14 protein-coding genes and 1 tRNA gene are annotated in these 19,010 nt (G+C 29.4%); 7 read left to right on the top strand and 8 right to left on the bottom strand.

Annotation, left to right across the window (positions count from 1 at the left end; genetic code table 11):
- Genes ACYPV9_RS13760 through surE form a run of 5 tightly spaced genes read right to left on the bottom strand, consistent with a single transcriptional unit; the run spans position 1 to position 4,704 of the window.
- Positions 1-2,019 (bottom strand): ComEC/Rec2 family competence protein, encoded by a 2,019-nt coding sequence (locus tag ACYPV9_RS13760; protein ID WP_459744637.1) that lies wholly within the window; start codon positions 2,017-2,019, stop codon positions 1-3.
- 25 nt (positions 2,020-2,044) lie between these two features.
- Positions 2,045-2,536, bottom strand: coding sequence for a C40 family peptidase (locus ACYPV9_RS13755; RefSeq protein WP_299065795.1), 492 nt, complete (start codon positions 2,534-2,536; stop codon positions 2,045-2,047).
- A gap of 11 nt (positions 2,537-2,547) precedes the next feature.
- Positions 2,548-3,657, bottom strand: coding sequence for a lipid-A-disaccharide synthase (gene lpxB, locus ACYPV9_RS13750; protein ID WP_459744633.1), 1,110 nt, complete (start codon positions 3,655-3,657; stop codon positions 2,548-2,550).
- Position 3,658: 1 nt separating this feature from the next.
- Positions 3,659-3,946 carry a hypothetical protein gene (locus ACYPV9_RS13745; RefSeq protein WP_299065789.1) on the bottom strand — a complete coding sequence of 96 codons (288 nt, stop codon included), beginning with the start codon at positions 3,944-3,946 and terminating at the stop codon, positions 3,659-3,661.
- Complete coding sequence (surE, locus tag ACYPV9_RS13740; RefSeq protein ID WP_299065786.1) at positions 3,934-4,704, bottom strand: 5'/3'-nucleotidase SurE; 771 nt, start codon at positions 4,702-4,704, stop codon at positions 3,934-3,936. Before surE ends, ACYPV9_RS13745 begins: the two co-directional genes overlap by 13 nt.
- A gap of 224 nt (positions 4,705-4,928) precedes the next feature.
- Here surE and ACYPV9_RS13735 point away from each other — a divergent pair, with 224 nt between their 5' ends.
- Positions 4,929-7,055, top strand: a complete 2,127-nt coding sequence (locus ACYPV9_RS13735; protein WP_459744630.1) for a carboxy terminal-processing peptidase — start codon at positions 4,929-4,931, stop codon at positions 7,053-7,055.
- Positions 7,056-7,122: 67 nt separating this feature from the next.
- Positions 7,123-7,566, top strand: coding sequence for an acyl-CoA thioesterase (locus ACYPV9_RS13730; RefSeq protein ID WP_459744628.1), 444 nt, complete (start codon positions 7,123-7,125; stop codon positions 7,564-7,566).
- A 50-nt stretch (positions 7,567-7,616) separates the two neighbouring features.
- Here ACYPV9_RS13730 and ACYPV9_RS13725 read toward each other — a convergent pair.
- Positions 7,617-7,698 (bottom strand) — tRNA-Leu (locus ACYPV9_RS13725).
- Between the two features lie 105 nt (positions 7,699-7,803).
- Here ACYPV9_RS13725 and ACYPV9_RS13720 point away from each other — a divergent pair.
- From ACYPV9_RS13720 to ACYPV9_RS13710, 3 genes are read left to right on the top strand one after another with little or no spacing between them, the layout of a single operon-like run.
- Positions 7,804-9,192: a dipeptidase gene (locus ACYPV9_RS13720; RefSeq protein ID WP_299065778.1), complete on the top strand. Its 1,389-nt coding sequence runs from the start codon at positions 7,804-7,806 to the stop codon at positions 9,190-9,192.
- 16 nt (positions 9,193-9,208) lie between these two features.
- A complete protein-coding gene (locus ACYPV9_RS13715; protein WP_459744625.1) occupies positions 9,209-11,536 on the top strand; it encodes a S9 family peptidase in 2,328 nt (775 codons plus the stop codon).
- Between the two features lie 3 nt (positions 11,537-11,539).
- Complete coding sequence (locus ACYPV9_RS13710) at positions 11,540-13,177, top strand: M1 family metallopeptidase (RefSeq protein WP_459744623.1); 1,638 nt, start codon at positions 11,540-11,542, stop codon at positions 13,175-13,177.
- 30 nt (positions 13,178-13,207) lie between these two features.
- Here ACYPV9_RS13710 and ACYPV9_RS13705 read toward each other — a convergent pair whose 3' ends face one another.
- Positions 13,208-13,837 (bottom strand): peptidylprolyl isomerase, encoded by a 630-nt coding sequence (locus ACYPV9_RS13705; protein WP_459744621.1) that lies wholly within the window; start codon positions 13,835-13,837, stop codon positions 13,208-13,210.
- Between the two features lie 124 nt (positions 13,838-13,961).
- Between ACYPV9_RS13705 and ACYPV9_RS13700 the strand changes: the two genes are divergently transcribed.
- Entirely contained in the window at positions 13,962-14,333 is a 372-nt protein-coding gene (locus ACYPV9_RS13700; protein WP_299065767.1) for a BlaI/MecI/CopY family transcriptional regulator, read from the top strand.
- Positions 14,330-16,165, top strand: coding sequence for a M56 family metallopeptidase (locus tag ACYPV9_RS13695; protein ID WP_459744616.1), 1,836 nt, complete (start codon positions 14,330-14,332; stop codon positions 16,163-16,165). Before ACYPV9_RS13700 ends, ACYPV9_RS13695 begins: the two co-directional genes overlap by 4 nt.
- Positions 16,166-16,232: 67 nt before the next feature.
- Here ACYPV9_RS13695 and ACYPV9_RS13690 read toward each other — a convergent pair whose 3' ends face one another.
- Positions 16,233-18,839 (bottom strand): T9SS type A sorting domain-containing protein, encoded by a 2,607-nt coding sequence (locus ACYPV9_RS13690; protein ID WP_459744613.1) that lies wholly within the window; start codon positions 18,837-18,839, stop codon positions 16,233-16,235.
- Positions 18,840-19,010: the final 171 nt, after the last annotated feature.

Here is a 19,010-nt window from a genome sequence, read left to right as displayed (position 1 = left end):
TTAATCAGTTAAAATAAAAGCGCCTTTTTGACCAGTATAATGAAAAGGAATCTCGAATTTTGAAGATATCTTTTCCCAAAATAATACATCCTTTTTATAATTAGAGCCATCAGCAATTACCAAACTCGGTTTTAAGATATTTATCATTCTTGCCATATTTATTTTTGGCGAATATTGCAAAACCACAATAGGACTCTGCATTTTTTCTAATTGATATACTCCTAAACTATCAATTATTAAAATATCTTTTCCTTGAAAATTGATGTAGTTTTTAAAATCAATTTTATTTGTCTTTTCTATTTTTTCTGAAAGCATAAAAGGTTTAATGGCTTTAATCTCATCAACAGAAACACTATCTATATTATGCTGAATATTTAGTTGTTTACCAATTTTACTACCTATAATAGAAAACCTACTCTTATGAAATACCATAAAAGCGTTTTGTTCTTTTGCTTTTTTGTACTCTAAAAAATAAATACTTTGACACAATACTATTGATACTAAAAAGATTACCAAACGTTTTGAATTTTTATTCAATAAGAAAAAAACAGCTGAAAAAACAATAAAATATAAGACTAACATTATTTTAAATGAAATCGAAATTTCTTGCCATAAAAACTGCTCTTGACGAGAAATAAAGCGAACAAAACTATTCATTAAAGAAATTATTATACCGTAAAAATCAGCAAAAAACTGTGGTAAAATATTTAAAACAGATAATATAATTATAACGATTCCTAAAACGAGAATAAACCCTAAAAAAGGAATGATTACTATATTAGAAAGCATAAACAAACCTGGAAATTGTTGAAAGTAATATATACTTAAGGGTAAAATTCCTACTTGAGCTGCTATTGAAACAGTTAGCAATTGCCATAATTTTTTATCCAAATAATATTTGGAAACATATAAAGAATCTAGTTTTGGTTGAACCCAAATTATTCCGAATACAGCTAGATAGCTCAACTGAAAACCAACATCAAATAAAAACATTGGTTTTACCAACAACAAAAATAACATTGAGGTTATTAAAGAGAATTCTATCAAAGTTTTCTTTTGAAATGATTGCCCTATTGCAACAAAAGAAAACATTGTAACCGCTCTTACAACAGAAGCAGATAAACCTGCGATAACTGCAAATATCCAAAGTAATAAAATAACACATATCGCTTTAATATATTTACCGTTTTTAAGCCTTTCTAAAGGTCTTAATATAAAAGTTATAATTAATAATAAAATACCTACGTGTAAACCAGAAACAGCTAAAATGTGTATTGCGCCAGCATTTTGATAATCTGTTAACAAGCCTTTAGAAATGTCTTGCCTTTGACCAAGTAAAAGAGCACTAATTACTGCTAATTCATCTTTTTTAAAGTTTCTTTTTTTTAAAGACTTTATAATTTTATTCCGAATACTTTCTGCAATTCCTATTAAAGAAGTCTCTTTTAAATTCGATTTTAAATATTGATGCTTTTCTATAAAAATTTGATGATAAATCCCTTGTTTTGCCAAATACGATTTATAATTAAATTGATACGGATTTAAAGGCGGAATTAATTCTTTGAAAACAGGTTTTACATATACTTGGTCATCAATAGAAAATCTAAAATTTAAAGTATCTTTTTGCACATTTAACAAAACCTCTCCAATTGTTTTATACTGATTTACGTTTATAATTTCAGCAATATATTTTTGATAATAGTTTCCCGGTTTTAAAACTTTCGTGATTTTCAAAAGAACTTGCGCTTCTTCTTTATTAAAGTTACCGTAATGATTTTTATAATTTCGAGAATCGTTGAGAAACGTTACAGAAATTCCTATTAATAAATAGATTAAAAAAGTAGATATTGTAGTTAACTGTTTTTTTATATTAAGAATGTAAATAACTATAAAAACACCAAATACAAAAGATAATTTTAGAAAACCATATTGCCAAATTTCATAATAAAACTGCAAACAGATTCCTAAAATTAAAAACACCAAAAAGTGTAAAGGCACGTATTTAATTAACCTTTTCATAGCAACGTCAAGTTACTAAAAAAAACTATAAGATTCTGTTTGTTTTTACGTAAGCGTTTTTCCAATATTTTTGAGATAAATCAGAAATAATTACACCTTTTGATGTGGTAGCATGAATAAATCTAATACTACCATTTGAAACTGCAATAATTAAACCAACATGATTGATGCCTCGACCTTTCTTAGAAGTTTTAAAAAATAATAAATCTCCTTTTTTAGCTTTTTTTAAGGCAATCTTTCTACCTCTTTTAGCCATATCTCTAGAAATTCTAGGCAATTGTATATTTTCCTCTAAATAAGATACATATACAATACCAGAGCAATCCATTCCTTTGGTAGTTGTACCACCAAATCGATATTTTACACCTTCGTATTTTAAAGCATTGGCAACAACTCTATCAACCTTAGAAACGGTTTTGTTTACTCTTTTTCTAGATGAATTGTTTACATTTTTTGTAGATGAACAAGAGGTAATCACTAAAGATAATATCAATAAAACAATATACCACTTTCTCATCTTTAGAATTTTTATTTTAATGAATTTACAATTGCAGTAGCAACGTTTTTAGATGCCCCTTTACCTCCTAATTTTTTTTCTAATTCAAAATAATTTAAAAACATTTGTTCTCTAGTGGATTCTTCTAAAATAAGTTGTAGTTCCTTTTTTAAATTCTTTTTATTAAAGTTTTCTTGAATTAATTCTGTTACCACTTCTTTATCCATTATTAAATTCACCAAAGAAATAAATTTTAAAGTAATTATTCTTTTGGCTATTTGGTAAGAAATATAACCACCTTTATAACATACAACTTGTGGCACTTTAAACAATGCAGTTTCTAAAGTTGCAGTACCAGATGCTACCAATGCAGCATAAGAATTACTTAATAAATCATAGGTTTTATTATTGATGAACGCCACTTCTCTACCTCCAATTATTTGCTGATAAAAAGAAAAATCTTGACTCGGAGCACCCGCAATTACAAACTGGTAATCAGAAAAATCTGACACTAAAGAAAGCATTACAGAAAGCATTTTTGTAATTTCTTGTTTTCTACTTCCTGGTAATAACGCAATAATTTTTTTATCGGATAAATTGTGTTTTTTACGAAAATCACTTTCAGATATTTGTGCTCTATTCGCAATTGCATCAATTAACGGATGCCCTACAAACGTTACATCATAATCGTATTTTTTATAAAAATCTTTTTCAAACGGCAGTATAACAAATAATTGATCTACATCTCTTTTGATATCTTTAACTCGACTTGCTCTACTTGCCCAAACTTGCGGAGAAATATAATAGTTAGTTTTAAAACCTTTTTCTTTTGCCCATTTAGCAACACGCAAGTTAAAACCAGAATTATCAATAAAAATAATTACATCAGGTTTAAATTTTTCGATATCTTTTTTGCAATCTTTAATAAATCCTAAAACTTTAGAAAGGTTTTTTAAAACTTCAAAAAAGCCCATAAAAGCTCTTTCTTTATAATGACTTACAAGAGTTCCGCCAACATTTTTCATTAAATCGCCTCCCCAAAAACGAATATCTGCAGTTGCATCCTTTTTTAACAGTTCTTTCATTAGATTAGAACCGTGTAAATCTCCAGAAGCTTCACCTGCAATTATATAATATTTCATTTTAAAAAAACTTTAATAATAATGTTGTTAATGCAATAAGAATTGTTGCAAACAAAACACCCTTTGCTTTATTGTCTTGTTTCTTTTTTATAAAGATAAAAAAGACAAATAGATTAGGTATAGCTGCTAAAGATAGAACTTTACCATACAGTTTTCCTTCCTCAATCATTTTTAATGTGTCATCAAAACTAAATTTAGAAAAGTATTCTAAATATAAAAACACACCTCCAAAAGTGGCAAATAAGGCAACTAAAAATCCTATTAAAATATCTTTTTTTACAGTTCCCAAGAATTTAGTTTTTGAATCATATGATGTGCTGTCATATCAAATTGAACAGGTACTACAGAAACGTATCCATTTTCTAACGCATAAACATCTGTGTCTTGCCCTTTATCTTTATTAACAAATTGCCCAGAAAGCCAGTAATATTCTTTACCAAAAGGACTTTTACGTTTGTCAAAATCTTCTTTCCAATAGCCACTTGCCTGTCTACAAACTTTTACACCTTTTATATCTTCCTTTTTTAAATCAGGAATATTAACATTTAAAACCACGCCTTCTGGTATACCATTTAAAAGCGCATTTAAAGTAATGTTTTTTACATATTCTTCTGATGGTTTAAAATCTGCATGCCATTTAAAATCTAACAAAGAAAAACCAATTGCTGGCACACCTTCAATACCTGCTTCTATAGCAGCACTCATTGTACCAGAATAAATTACATTTATAGATGAGTTTGCGCCATGATTAATACCAGAAACACACAAATCTGGTTTTCTATTTAAAATTTCGCTAATTGCCATTTTTACGCAATCTGCAGGCGTACCAGAGCACGTGTACTCTAATTGCGGTCCTTCATCTATAGTTATAGGATTACAAGTTAAAACATTATCAACAGTAATGGCATGCCCCATACCGCTTTGCGGACTATCTGGCGCAACAACAACTACATCACCAATTTTATTCATTATTTTTATTAATGCTCTAATACCCGGAGCAGTAATTCCGTCGTCATTTGTAACTAAAATCAAAGGCTTTTCTTGCATAATTGTAAAATTTAAATACAAATGTAATTTATTTATAGGAGTTTCTTTTTAACAATTTGTAAAGAATCTAAGCACTTACGTTTACTTAATTTTGTAGTAAAAAATATATAAATTATAAATAAAAATTAATATTGAAGTGAGTAACTTTAAATATTTGGCATTATTTTAGTAGTTTAGTAGCAACACAACAGTAATTTTACAATACACAACACGACATAAGTTTTATGAAGAAAGCATATAGAATAAAAATATCATTAATCGCATTTTTAATGTTATTTAGTAGCTTACAAGCTAATACTAAGTTTAATGATCCAGACCCAGAAAAAGATAAAATCTTAATATATGTTTTAAAAAACATTTTAACCAGAGGTCATTTTGTTGTAAAAGACATGAACGACAATTTTTCTGAACAAGTTTTTAATAGTTTTATTGATGGTTTAGACCCAAACAAAAGGTACTTTACTCAAAAGGATATTAAAAAATTTTCGAAATATAAATACGAAATAGATAACCAACTTTTAAAGGATGATGTTTCTTTTTACAACCTTGTTTACAGTAACTTCTTAAGTAAGATTAAAAATGCTGAATCTTATTACACAGAATTGTTAGAAAGCCCTTTTAACTTTAAAAAAGATGAAGATATTGATATTGATTATGATAAGGTTCCGTTTGCTAAAAATGAAAACGAATTAATTGATTATTGGAGAAAACAATTAAAATTAAACGTTTTAAGTAGAATTCAAGACAAATTAGACAAACAAGAATCGCAAATAAAAAAAGATAAAAATTTTAAGAAAAAATCTTTCAAAACTTTAGAAAAAGAAGCAAGAGCAGAAGTAGCCAAAAATATGGATGAGCTTTATCTAAGAATTGAAGAACTAGAACACGAAGATTGGTTTTCTACTTTTTTAAATAGTGTTGTTGGTGCTTTTGACCCACATACAACATACATGGCACCTAGAATTAAAGAGCGTTTCGATCAAGATATGTCTGGTAAATTAGAAGGAATTGGTGCTAGATTATTAAAAAAAGGAATTTATACTGAAATTTTTGAATTAGTATCTGGTGGACCAGCATGGAAACAAGGAGACTTAGAAGCTGGTGACATTATTTTAGAAGTGGCACAAGGAGATAAAGAACCTGTAGATATTGTTGGTATGCGTTTAGATGATGCTATAAAATTTATAAAAGGTCCTAAAGGCACAGAAGTTAGGTTAACAGTAAAAAAGAAATTGGATGGCTCTACTAAAGTAATTTCTATTATTAGAGATGTTGTAGAATTAGAAGAAACTTTTGTAAAATCTACTATTGTAGAAAAAGATGGTAAAAAATATGGTTTAATAGATTTACCAAGATTTTACATAGATTTCTCTGACACAGACGCTAGAGATTCTGCCAAAGACATGGAAAAAGAAATCGAGCGTTTAAAAAACGAAAACGTTTCTGGTTTGTTAATAGACTTAAGAAATAACGGCGGTGGTTCTTTAAAAACTGCTATAGAAATTGCCGGTTTGTTTATAGAAAAAGGACCAATTGTTCAAGTAAAATATAGAGGGCAAGACCCAATAGTTAAAAATGATGTTGATCCTAAAATGCAATGGGACGGATCTGTAGTTGTTCTTGTGAATGAACTTTCTGCTTCTGCTTCAGAAATTTTTGCAGCTGCTATGCAAGATTATGGTAGAGCAGTAATTATTGGCGGAAACCAAACTTATGGTAAAGGAACGGTACAAAGTGTTATTCCTATTAACAACTTTTATCCGAAGTACGAAAAAGATTTAGGAGCTATTAAAATGACTATTCAGAAATTTTACAGAGTTAATGGTGGTTCTACTCAAATTGAAGGTGTATACTCTGATATTGCTATGCCAGATAAATATAGTTACATGAAATTTGGTGAAAGAGATTTAGACGGCGCACTGGTTTGGGACAAAGTACCACAAGCAAATTATACTAAAACTAATACTTATGAAAACTTTGCAGACGTTGTAAGTAAAAGTAAAAACAGAATTGCAACAGATACCAATTTCAAATTGATAAACGACTATGCTAAATGGTTAAAAGAAAAGCAAGACGATACTACATATTCTCTAAATTTAAAGCAATTCTCGATAGAAAGTAAGGCTGTTGAAAATGCATCAAAGAAATATGCAAACGTTTTTAAATACGAATCTAATCTTAGCTTTCAATCGCCTAAATACGAATTACCTTTAATCAAAAAAGATAGTGTTTTAGCTAATAAAAGAAAAGCATGGCATAAGAACTTATCAAAAGATATATATGTTTCTGAAGCTTTAAATGTTTTAAAAGATTTAAAAGTTAAAACATCTACCGAAATTGTAAAAAACTAAACACCAAATAATTAACCTTAAATACCTGATAAATTAAGTTTATCAGGTATTTTTATATTATAAACATATGAGTTTTAAAGTAACTTTTAATACAAAATGGTCTGATTTTGACCCAAACAGACACATGAGGCATACGGCATATAACGATTATGCTGCAGAAGTTAGAGTACGATATTTTGCAAAGTATAATTTTTCTATAGAAGAGTTTACCAAGCATAACCTAGGACCAATACTATTTACAGAAGAAACTTCTTTTAGAAAAGAAATTCATTTAGGAGAAAACATTACAGTAAATCTTAAGTTACAAGGTTTGTCTGAAAACAACGAACGTTGGAAAATAGTACACGAAGTTTTTAATGAACAAGGAAAGTTATCTGCTATTATAAAAGTATATGGCGCATGGATAGACTTAACAAAAAGAAAACTTAGAACTCCGCCAGAAGAAACAAAAGAAATGTTTGAATTCGCAGAAAGAGCAGAAGATTTTGAAGTAATTTCTTTATCTAGATAGTTCTTAAAATAAAAAAAGCTGAAGTAAATTACTTCAGCTTTTTTTGTTTGTACAGGCGGAGAGACTCGAACTCTCACACCTCGCGGCACTAGATCCTAAGTCTAGCGTGTCTACCAATTCCACCACGCCTGCAACTTTTACCGTTATTTCGGGATGCAAATATAAACAATAGTTCCAAACTACAAACTTGTTCATAATAATTTTTCTATTTTTGAGTAAGAAATTAAAAAAAACTTCATGAATACAATTCAAACATATATACAAGACAATAAAAAACGTTTTTTAGACGAGTTAATAAGTTTACTTAAAATTCCTTCTATAAGTGCAGACACAACATATAAAAAAGACGTTTTAAATACTGCCGATTTTGTTTTAGATAGTTTAAAAAAAGCAGGATGCGACAAAGTAGAGCTTTGTGAAACACCTGGATACCCAATTATTTATGGTGAAAAAATTATCGACATAAATTTACCAACTGTTTTAGTTTATGGACATTATGATGTTCAGCCAGCAGATCCTATAGAATTATGGACCTCACCTCCTTTTGAACCCGTGATAAAAAACACAGAAATTCATCCGGAAGGAGCCATTTTTGCAAGAGGTGCTTGCGATGATAAAGGCCAAATGTATATGCATGTTAAAGCATTAGAGTACATGACATCAACAGGAAACTTGCCTTGTAACGTTAAGTTTATGATTGAGGGTGAAGAAGAAGTTGGTTCAGAAAGTTTAGCTTGGTTTGTGCCTAGAAACAAAGAAAAATTAGCAAACGATGTTATTTTAATTTCTGATACTGGAATGATTGCTAACGATATTCCGTCAATCACCACAGGTTTACGTGGTTTAAGTTACGTAGAAGTAGAAGTTACGGGCCCAAATAGAGATTTACACTCTGGCTTGTACGGTGGTGCTGTAGCAAATCCTATTAATATTTTAACCAAAATGATTGCTTCTTTACATGACGAAAACAATCATATTACAATTCCTGGGTTTTATGATAAAGTAGAAAATTTATCAGAAGAAGAAAGAGCAGAAATGGCTAAAGCTCCCTTTTCGCTAGAAAACTATAAAAAAGCTTTAGATATAAATGATGTCTATGGAGAAAACGGATATTCAACAAACGAAAGAAATTCTATAAGACCAACTTTAGATGTAAACGGAATTTGGGGTGGTTACACGGGTGAAGGTGCAAAAACTGTAATAGCTAGTAAAGCATATGCAAAGATCTCAATGCGTTTGGTGCCAAATCAAGATTGGAAAGAAATTACCCAATTATTTAAAACTCATTTCGAAAGTATTGCGCCTACATCTGTAAAAGTAGTTGTAAAACCGCATCATGGTGGGCAAGGTTATGTTACACCAATAGATAATATTGCTTATAAAGCAGCTAGTAAAGCTTACGAAACTACATTTAACAAAACTCCAATACCGCAAAGAAGTGGTGGTAGCATACCAATTGTTGCTTTATTTGAGCAAGAGTTAAAAAGTAAAACTATTTTAATGGGGTTTGGCTTAAACTCAGATGCTATTCACTCTCCAAACGAACATTTTGGTGTTTGGAATTATTTGAAAGGAATCGAAACAATACCTTATTTCTATAAATACTTTACAGAATTATCTAACTAACATAATTAAACTCAATATGAAATCTACCTTAACCAAGTTTTTAGTTTGTAGTGTTTTTACTGCATTACTATTTAATTGTTCTAAAACCGAAGAACAAAAACAATTTACTATTGCAGAGTATGAAGCCGCTGCAAAACATATGGACAGAAGTTTGTATCGTCTTGTGTATAACCAGGTGTCTAATGTTTCTTTTGCTAATGGAAATAAATTAATCTACACTACAAACAACGAAAATGGCAAACGATTTGTTTTTATAGATGCAACCTCTAAAACAAAAACAACGGCTTTTGATCATGAAAGTTTAGCTTCTTTACTATCAAAAGAATTAGATAAAGAAGTTAAAGCAAATGCTTTACCAATTTATAATGTTGCTATTTCAGAAGATCTGGAAAGCATCAATTTCTCTACTTCTAATAAAGAATTCAGCTATAACATAGAAGGTAAATCTTTGATAGAAAAGCAAGGAAACACGAAGAATTATAGTAGAAATGAGCATATTTCTCCTAACGGAAAATTAGTGGCTTACATAGACAATTATAATCTTTGGGTTCGAAATTTAGAAACAAACAAAAAAACACAAGTTACTTTTGATGGTGAAAAAGATTATGGTTATGCCACAAACAATGCCGGTTGGATTAAAAGTGATGGTGCAGTTTTAAAGTGGTCTCCTAACTCAGATAAAATTGCAACTTTTCAGCAAGATGCAAGAGGTGTTGGTATGATGTATTTAACCTCTACAAATGTTGGACACCCAAGGTTAGAAGCATGGAAACATCCGTTGCCTGGTGACGAAAAAATCTTTACGATAGAACGTGTAATCATCCATTTAAATAACAAACCTAAAACAGTTCGTTTAAAAATGGGAAAAGATTTTCAAAGAGGAACAACTACAGATCATATTGCGGGTAGAAATAACGAATTGTTAGATGCACAATGGAACAAAGAAGGTACAAAATTTGCTTTTGTTTCTAATTCTAGAGATCACAAAATTGCACATTTACAAATTGCGGATGCAAATACGGGTAAAGTAACATCTGTACATAAAGAAGAAGTAGATACTTATTACGAATCTGGTGTTAACGCCGAAAACTGGAAAGTTTTATTTGATTCAAATGAGTTTATTTGGTATTCAGAAAAAACAAATTGGGGACATATTTACTTGTATGATCTAGAAACCAAAAAGTTAAAAAATCAAATTACCAAAGGAGATTGGTTGGTAAAACAAGTTAAAAATATCGATGAAAAGAATAGAGTTATTTACTTTGCTGCAGGTGGCAAAGAAGAAGGAAATCCTTATCATAATTACTACTACAAAATTAATTTTGATGGATCTAACATGGTGAATCTTACTCCTTCTAAAGGCACTCATAATGTAAGTTTTAATGACGATTATAGTTTATTTGTAGATACCTATTCTACAACAACCTCCGCTCCTATTTCTGTATTGAGAGATAATTCTGGAGAAAAAATAATGGATCTAGAAATTGCTGATATTTCTAAATTAAAAGAAAGAAACTGGCAAGCACCTTTAGAATTTTCTGTAAAAGCTAGAGATGAAAAAACAGATATTTACGGTATAATGTGTTTACCTAGCCATTATGACGAATCTAAAAAATATCCCGTTTTAAACTACATTTACCCTGGTCCGCAATCTGGTTCTGTTGGTAATTACGGTTTTAGACCTGTTTGGAGAGATTTTCAGGCAGTTGCAGAATTAGGCTTTATTGTTGTAGCAGTAGATGCTATGGGAACACCTATGCGTTCTAAGTCTTTTCATGATGCATATTATGGTAATATGGGCGATAATGGTTTGCCAGATAATATTACTGCAATAAAACATTTGGCAGAAAAATATAAAGGAATGGATATAGAAAGAGTTGGAATTTGGGGACATTCTGGTGGTGGTTTTGCCTCTACAAGAGCAGTTTTTGCGTATCCAGAATTTTATGACGTTGCAGTTTCTGGTGCTGGTAATCACGATAACAGAAATTACGAGGCAGATTGGGGAGAAAAATGGCAAGGTCTTTTACAAAAAGGAAACATTGAAGGAAAAGCAGACGGAACAACAAATTACGATAATCAGGCAAATCAATTAATTGCAAAAGATTTAAAAGGTAAATTACTAATTACCCATGGTTCTATGGATAATAATGTACCGCCTTCTAACACAATGTTAGTTGTAGAAGCTTTGATAAATGCGAACAAAGATTTCGATATGATTTTGTACCCGAATAAAAGACATGGTTATGGCAACATGACAAACTACATGACTAGAAAACGTTGGGATTATTTTGTAACACATTTATTAGATGCCAAACCAGCAAAAGGTTTTAAAATTAAATAATTCATGAAAAAATTACTTTTAATTCTTTTTCTTTCTACAAGCTTTTTTTCTTGTAAAGCTCAAGGTTTATTGACCGAAAAAAACAACTTTACAAGACAAGATACTTTAAGAGGAAGTATTACACCAGAGAGAATTTGGTGGGATTTAACGTATTACCATTTAGATGTAAAAGTAAATCCAGACAAAAAATTTATTTCTGGTAAAAACACTATAAAATATAAAGTTTTAAGTGAGAATAATACAATGCAAATAGATTTGCAAGCTCCTTTAATAATTACAAAGGTTACGCAAGATGAAAAAGAATTAGAAGTTATTCATGATGGAAATGCCCACTTTGTAAAGCTTTTAAAAAAGCAAATAATAGGCAGTACAGATAGTATTATTGTACATTACAAAGGAAATCCAAAAGAGGCAATTAGAGCACCTTGGGATGGTGGTTTTTCATGGAGAAAAGATAAAAACGGTAATCATTTTGTAGCAACTTCTTGCCAAGGTTTAGGTGCTAGTGTTTGGTGGCCTTGTAAAGACCATATGTATGATGAAGTAGAAAATATGCGCATTAGCGTTACAGTTCCAAGTTATTTAATGGATGTTTCTAACGGAAGATTAGAAAGTGTAAAGAAACATGGAGATTACACTACCTACAATTGGTACATAGACAACCCTATAAATAATTATGGTGTAAATGTAAATATTGGAGATTACGCACATTTTTCTGAAGTGTATGATGGTGAGAAAGGAAATTTAGACATGGATTACTATGTTTTAAAATACAATTTAGATAAGGCCAAAAAACATTTTAAAGATGCTCCAAAAATGATGAAAGCATTTGAGCATTGGTTTGGCCCGTATCCTTTTTATGAAGATGGTTTTAAATTGGTAGAAGTGCCTTATTTGGGCATGGAACATCAAAGTTCTGTTACTTATGGCAATCAATACAAACAGGGTTATCTTGGTAGAGATTTATCTGGTACTGGTTGGGGTTTAAAATTTGATTTTATAATAATTCATGAAGCAGGCCACGAATGGTTTGCAAATAACATTACCAACAAAGACATTGCAGATATGTGGATTCATGAAAGTTTTACAAATTATTCTGAAAGCTTATTTATAGATTATTATTACGGTAAAAAAGCAGCATCAGAATATGTAATTGGTTTAAGAAATTCTATCAGTAATAAAGCACCAATAATTGGCAAATACAATGTTAACAAAGAAGGATCTGGAGATATGTACAATAAAGGTGGAAATATGTTACATACTTTAAGGCAATTGGTTAATAATGATGAAAAATGGCGCAGTATTTTACGAAAAATGAATAAAGTGTTTTATCATCAAACTGTAACTACAAAGCAGATTGAAAACTTTTTAAGTGAGGAAATAGGTATCAATTTAAAAACTTTTTTTGATCAATATTTAAGAAATAAAAAAATACCGACTTTTACTTATAAAATTAAAAATAACACCCTAACTTATAGCTGGATTAATGTTGTAGATAATTTTAATATGCCATTAAAAGTTTATTTAAATGATAAAGTAAAGTGGATTTATCCTTCTACAGAAAAACAAGAAATTATCTTAAAAGAAAAAGAAACTGATTTTAAAATTGATCCAAATTTTTATATTTCTGTTAAAAATTAAGAAAAAAAAAGCCGCAATATGCGGCTTTTTTTATTTAATAAAATAGGCTTTTAAAATATAATCTACCTTTGGGTATTTCTCCTTTAGAAAAGCATTACCAAGTTTGTTTATCTTACCTTGTTGTCTTCCTAATTTATCTCCGTAACCATCATAAAACTTTAAAATATTTTCTTTACCCGATGTTACTTTAGCAATTACCGGAAAACCTTTAACGCCAGAATATTCTATGGTATCTAATCTAGCATTATTCTTTAAATTAATAAAAATCTGATTCGTTCTTGTTTCAACTCCGCTTCTTGCAAAGGCAATTGTCATAGCTTCATTTTTCATAATCACAGGTTCATCAACAAAACCTTTATTAGACCAACTTTTATTAATTATAGAATCGTTATGAATACCAAACTGAGCAACAAAATTTGGTACAACTCTAAAAATAGCAACATCATTATAATATTCGTATTTAATTAATTGATATAACCTATCTACACCTGCCGGAGACCAAGCTCTTTTTGCTTCTATATCAAAATTACCTTGAGTTGTTTCAAACCTTGCTTTAAACATTTCTGGCGCTTCTTTTTTTAACCACCTTTCTTTAAATTTCTTAGTTGCACAAGATGTAAAAAGCACTAAACCAAGTAGTAATATAATTTTATTTTTCATTTTTTCTCTTTTATTATTCCTTAATAGATTCAACAAATATAGCAAAATCAACCAGTCTATTTTGACTCTACATTTGTAGAATTCAGTTTTTTGTTCTATGTTTGTAGAGTAAAATAATCAGATTATGCAGTTATCCAAAACCGAAGAACAATTAATGCAATATTTATGGAAACGTAAAAAAGCATTTTTAAAAGATTTATTAGAAGATTTTCCTGAGCCAAAACCGGCAACAACAACTGTTGCTACCTTATTAAAAAGGATTTCTGACAAAGGTTTTATAGACTATAAATTATTTGGTAAATCAAGAGAATATTATCCAATCATTAAAAAGACAGATTATTTTTCTAATCATGTAAACGGTTTGATAAAAAACTTTTTTAATGATTCTGCCAGTCAATTTGCTTCTTTTTTTACTAAAGAAACCAATTTATCTACAGAAGAATTAGAAGACCTAAAAAAAATTATTGACAGTCAAATTAAAAAGCAACAAAAATGATAAGCTACTTCATAAAATCTGCAAGTTGTTTAGCATTGCTGCTATTTTTCTATCACTTTATTTTAGAGAAAGAAAAAATGCACAGTTTTAATAGATTCTATTTATTAATTGGTGTTGTTATCTCATTATTAATACCTTTTGCAACTATAACAACTAACTCAATTCCAGAAACATTAACAGCAGTAACAACATTAACTGAGCCGAAATTTAGCCCTGAAAACATGGCAACTATAGAAGTTGAAGAAGTAATAGATTATACCAAATACTTTGCAGGCTTTTACTTATTGATATCATCGTTATTACTAATTCGTTTTGGAAGAAATTTATTTAAAATAATTCAGAAAATCAGATTGAATGAAAAGATAAATCATGCTAATGCAACCTTAGTTTTAGTAGATGATAAAATTTTACCACATACTTTTTGGAAAGCGATTTTCATTAATAAAAACGAATATGAAAATGGCAATATCGAAGAAGAACTTTTTACACACGAATTAACACACGTTACACAAAAACATACCATTGATGTACTTTTAATTGAGTTTTTACAAATTCTATTTTGGATAAATCCGCTATTTATATTTCTTAAAAAAGCGGTACAATTAAATCATGAATTTTTAGCTGACGAAAAAGTTATACATCACCATAAAAATACATTTCAATATCAGCATTTATTATTGAATAAAGCTGCTTGGAACAACGAATATTACTTGGCCAGTAATTTGAATTATTCACTTACTAAAAAAAGATTAAAAATGATGACAACACAAAGTTCACAATCTAAAATATGGATTAAAAAGCTGGCGGTAATTCCGCTATTAGCAGGTTTTGTTTTTCTGTTTGCAGAAAGAATTGAAGCGCAAGAAAAACAAGAAATTATTGAAGTAGTTGAAGAGCTACCTAGAAAAGGAATTATAACGGAAAATGAAGTTTATAAAAATTATATAAATAGAAACGCATACGTAACGTATAAAAATAAGGAGGGAAAAAAAGTTTCTAAGTTATATACTGAATTGACAAATGAAGAAAAGAAAAGGCTTGTACTTCCTCCGCCTCCAACATTAAAATTAAAAAAAGTTACACCTACTAAAGCACAATTTGAAGCTTTAAAAGATAATAGCAAATTTGCTGTTTGGCTAGATGGAAAAGTGGTTAAAAATGAAACACTTAATAATTATAAGCACACAGACTTTGCTAGATATTCAAACAGTTTTGTATATAAAAATGCACGTAGTAAACGTTTTCCTCAAGAAAATCAAGCGCATTTAGAAACTACAAAATATTATGAAGCTAATAATAAAAAAAGGGTAGCAGATTTTGAGAGCTTTAAAAAAAATTACAATAAAGAAATTACTGAAATAGTTGAACAAAAATCTTATAAAAATGATTACGAAATAAGAAAAATGATCGATGACGTTTCTGAATTTTATGATCTTGAAAATTATAATAAATTAAATAAATTATACGAGTCTAAAAGAACTGAAATACCTCATTATGTAAATAGTTCAAAAGAAAGACAAAATATACTTAATACAAATTTTTCTATATTGGGTACTGTATATTTTAACTTAACAAAAAGTGAGAAGAAAAAAACGAAAAGACCAATTCCTCCACATGACCCGTATTTAAAGTTGAAAAAAAACAATTTAGTTTTTTATAAATTAAGGAATGAGTTAACTGAAGAAGATAAATTATTAATTCCACCTCCTCCTCCAGTACCTAATGCTTCTAAAGAAGAAATTTTAAAAGCTAAGAAAGCATATCAAGATTGGAAAAAGAGAACAGGAAATGACATTCCGCCACCACCGCCACCAAGAAAAAAAAATAATTAATCAATAAAAAAACCGCATTTAAGATAACTTAGATGCGGTTTTTAAATTCAAAAATTAAAAATCAATTCTATTCAATTATAAGTTTCTTTGTCTTATAAGTTCTGTTGTTATTAGAAAGTTTTACAAAGTAAAAACCAGCACTTAATTTCTCTTTTTCTAATACGATTTTATTATTACCAAACTTTGTATCAAAATAGGTTCTTTTTAACAAAGCGCCTGTTATGTTATATACTTCTAGCTTAGATCTTGCTTCTACTTCAGAGTAAAAACTTAATTCTGTACTTAACTTCATAGGGTTTGGATATAATATTGTTTCTCCTTCTTCAACTACATTGTTATCTACACTTAATGTTTTCTGAGTAAAAACTAAATCTTTAATTGCCAATTCTTTTTCTACTGTTGTAACACCATCAGAAGACATTGTAAATACAATAGAAACAACATCAGACAAATCGAAATTATTCACTGTTAAAGACTTAAAATGATCTAAAGAAATTACGAAATCATTACTTTCCTCAGTTAATTTTACGGTTTTCTTAAACTGATTTTCCCATTGATCAATTCCTTCTTTTACAATTGTTATTTCTACATCGCTATTTCCTGTTGCCGAAAATTCTAATGCATTATATTCTGATAAATCTACTGTTTTAAATGTTGGCGTAAAACTTCTATATGCAGAAACATATGAATTTGTAGTCGCTTTTAAAGCAATATCTCTTTCTACTTTATAACCAGTGCCGGTATACAAACTCTCATTTTGAGTAATTTCAAAATTGGTTACTGTAGTTCCTTCAGGAGAATCATCTTTACCCCAAACACCATCAGACATAAATACATCATCTGGGGTTCTGTTTCCATCATTTTCGATTCTAAAACCTATATCAAAAATATTACCCGTTTCTATTTTAAGATTTGTAATATAACCAGGTTCTAAATCTATAGTTTCATTAAAATATTCTGTTTCAGAAGTTTCTGTTCTTTTAAAACCAGCATCTATCACAATCGTTTTACTTCTACTTACATTTACCAATTCTAATTCTAATGCACCATTTTTATAAATACCTTTTTTAACAAAAACTGGTGGTGGTGTAGAGTTGTTATAATCTGATATTGGCTTCTGAATGTCGAAAAGTTCTAAAGTTTCTTCACCTAAAGTAAATAAATCATCAATTGTATTCGTCCAAATTTGAAAGTTATAAAAAGTTGCTCCAGCTTCATATTTATCAATATTCCAATGACTTTCTATACCAAAATTAGCATCATTATTTTTCAATTTTCCAGAGAAACTTAAAACAAATTCTTTTGTTCCGTCTCTATTTTTAATAATCGACTTAATAAAAGGCTGCTCTTTAATTTCTATAGTAGATACAGATAAAATTTCTGCTCCTAATAATCTATCGCAAATAAACTTTGTATGCTCATAAACGCCATTTTCTGTTTTTGTTGCTAAAACTACAGCTACTGTTTCATTATTTTTAATATAATCTACAGAGATTAATTCTGTAGCATTTGTTATATCGATTAAATCTGAAGGTGAAGATTCTATTGCTTGTGCACCTTCTATAACATCCATTGGCACTAAATCTGACAATTGAAAAGATTCACTTTTTGAAGCTGTTTTTTTATAGTTTTTAGACTTTTGAATCTTTTTGGCTTTCAGTTTATCAAACTTATAATTGTTTTTACTTCTTAAGTAATTTCTTTGATTTACTTTTTGCGAAAGACGATCGTTGCTCTCTAAACCACCTTCATTACCACTTGATAATTTTGGCACTAATACAGGGCAAGCTGCAACACCAGAACATGCTGGGTCATCACAATCTACCAAACCATCGCCATCATCATCTAAACCATTAGAACAATCTTCTTGTGGTACTGGTGCTGTAGGACATCTTGCACCATCATTAGAACTACTAGAAGGTCCGTAGGCAAATAAATTAGAATCCAAAATACTTCCAATTTGTAAATCTTGTACATTTTTAATTACATAAACAGTACCTGTTTGATTAGCTGACACATAAAAACGACCAGACAAATCAAAATAAACTGCTCCGTAAGTATATGTTAAACCTGCAAGAATTGGCACCAAACCTAAATCTGTAACAACATTAGTTTCTGGGTTAATTCTATATAAATGATTCGTATTTTTTTCTACCGTGTATAATTGTCCGTCTACTGCATTAAAAGCCCAATCATGCACAGATATATTTTTACTAAGAGTTCCTTTGTTGATATATTTCGTATAATTTTCTGATTCTGGGTTTAAATCAATTGTATAATATTCTGTTCCGCCTCCTTTAAGATAATAAATACCAGAAGCACTAACATCTCCTATATACTTACCCGATGTTGTTAATTCATCGATAGTAAAAGTTTCTACGTTAAAGTTTTTACCAATTTTAACAATTGTTTTTGAAGGAGAGCTTAAATATCCCCAAATATATCCATCTGCAGGATTATAACCGACAGCGTTGATATTTCCTGGAGTAATATCTTCTTTTACAAGATAAGAGCTTCCAGAGGCTAAGTCTAAAGCATAAATATCATTTCTTTGGAATAAATAAGCATTGTAATCACAATTAAATGGTTCATTTTGTGCTATTACCTCTTTCGGAAAGATGTTTATTAATAATAGTATTAAAATCGCGTAAGTTGGGGGTAGTTTTCTAATCATTTTGCTAAATATTTTATACAAATATCAGATAATTAAGCACTTAAAACAAAATATAATAGATAAAATACAAAAAACTATAGACGAAATGTAAATCAAAAGTAGTTTAGATGTAAATTAAAAGCCACACTTTATGAAGTGTGGCTTTTGTTTTGAATAGAAAAAAATTATAAT

The sequence above is a fragment of the Polaribacter sp. OB-PA-B3 genome, from assembly GCF_054589375.1.
This window is presented reverse-complemented; position numbering and strand designations above follow the sequence as displayed.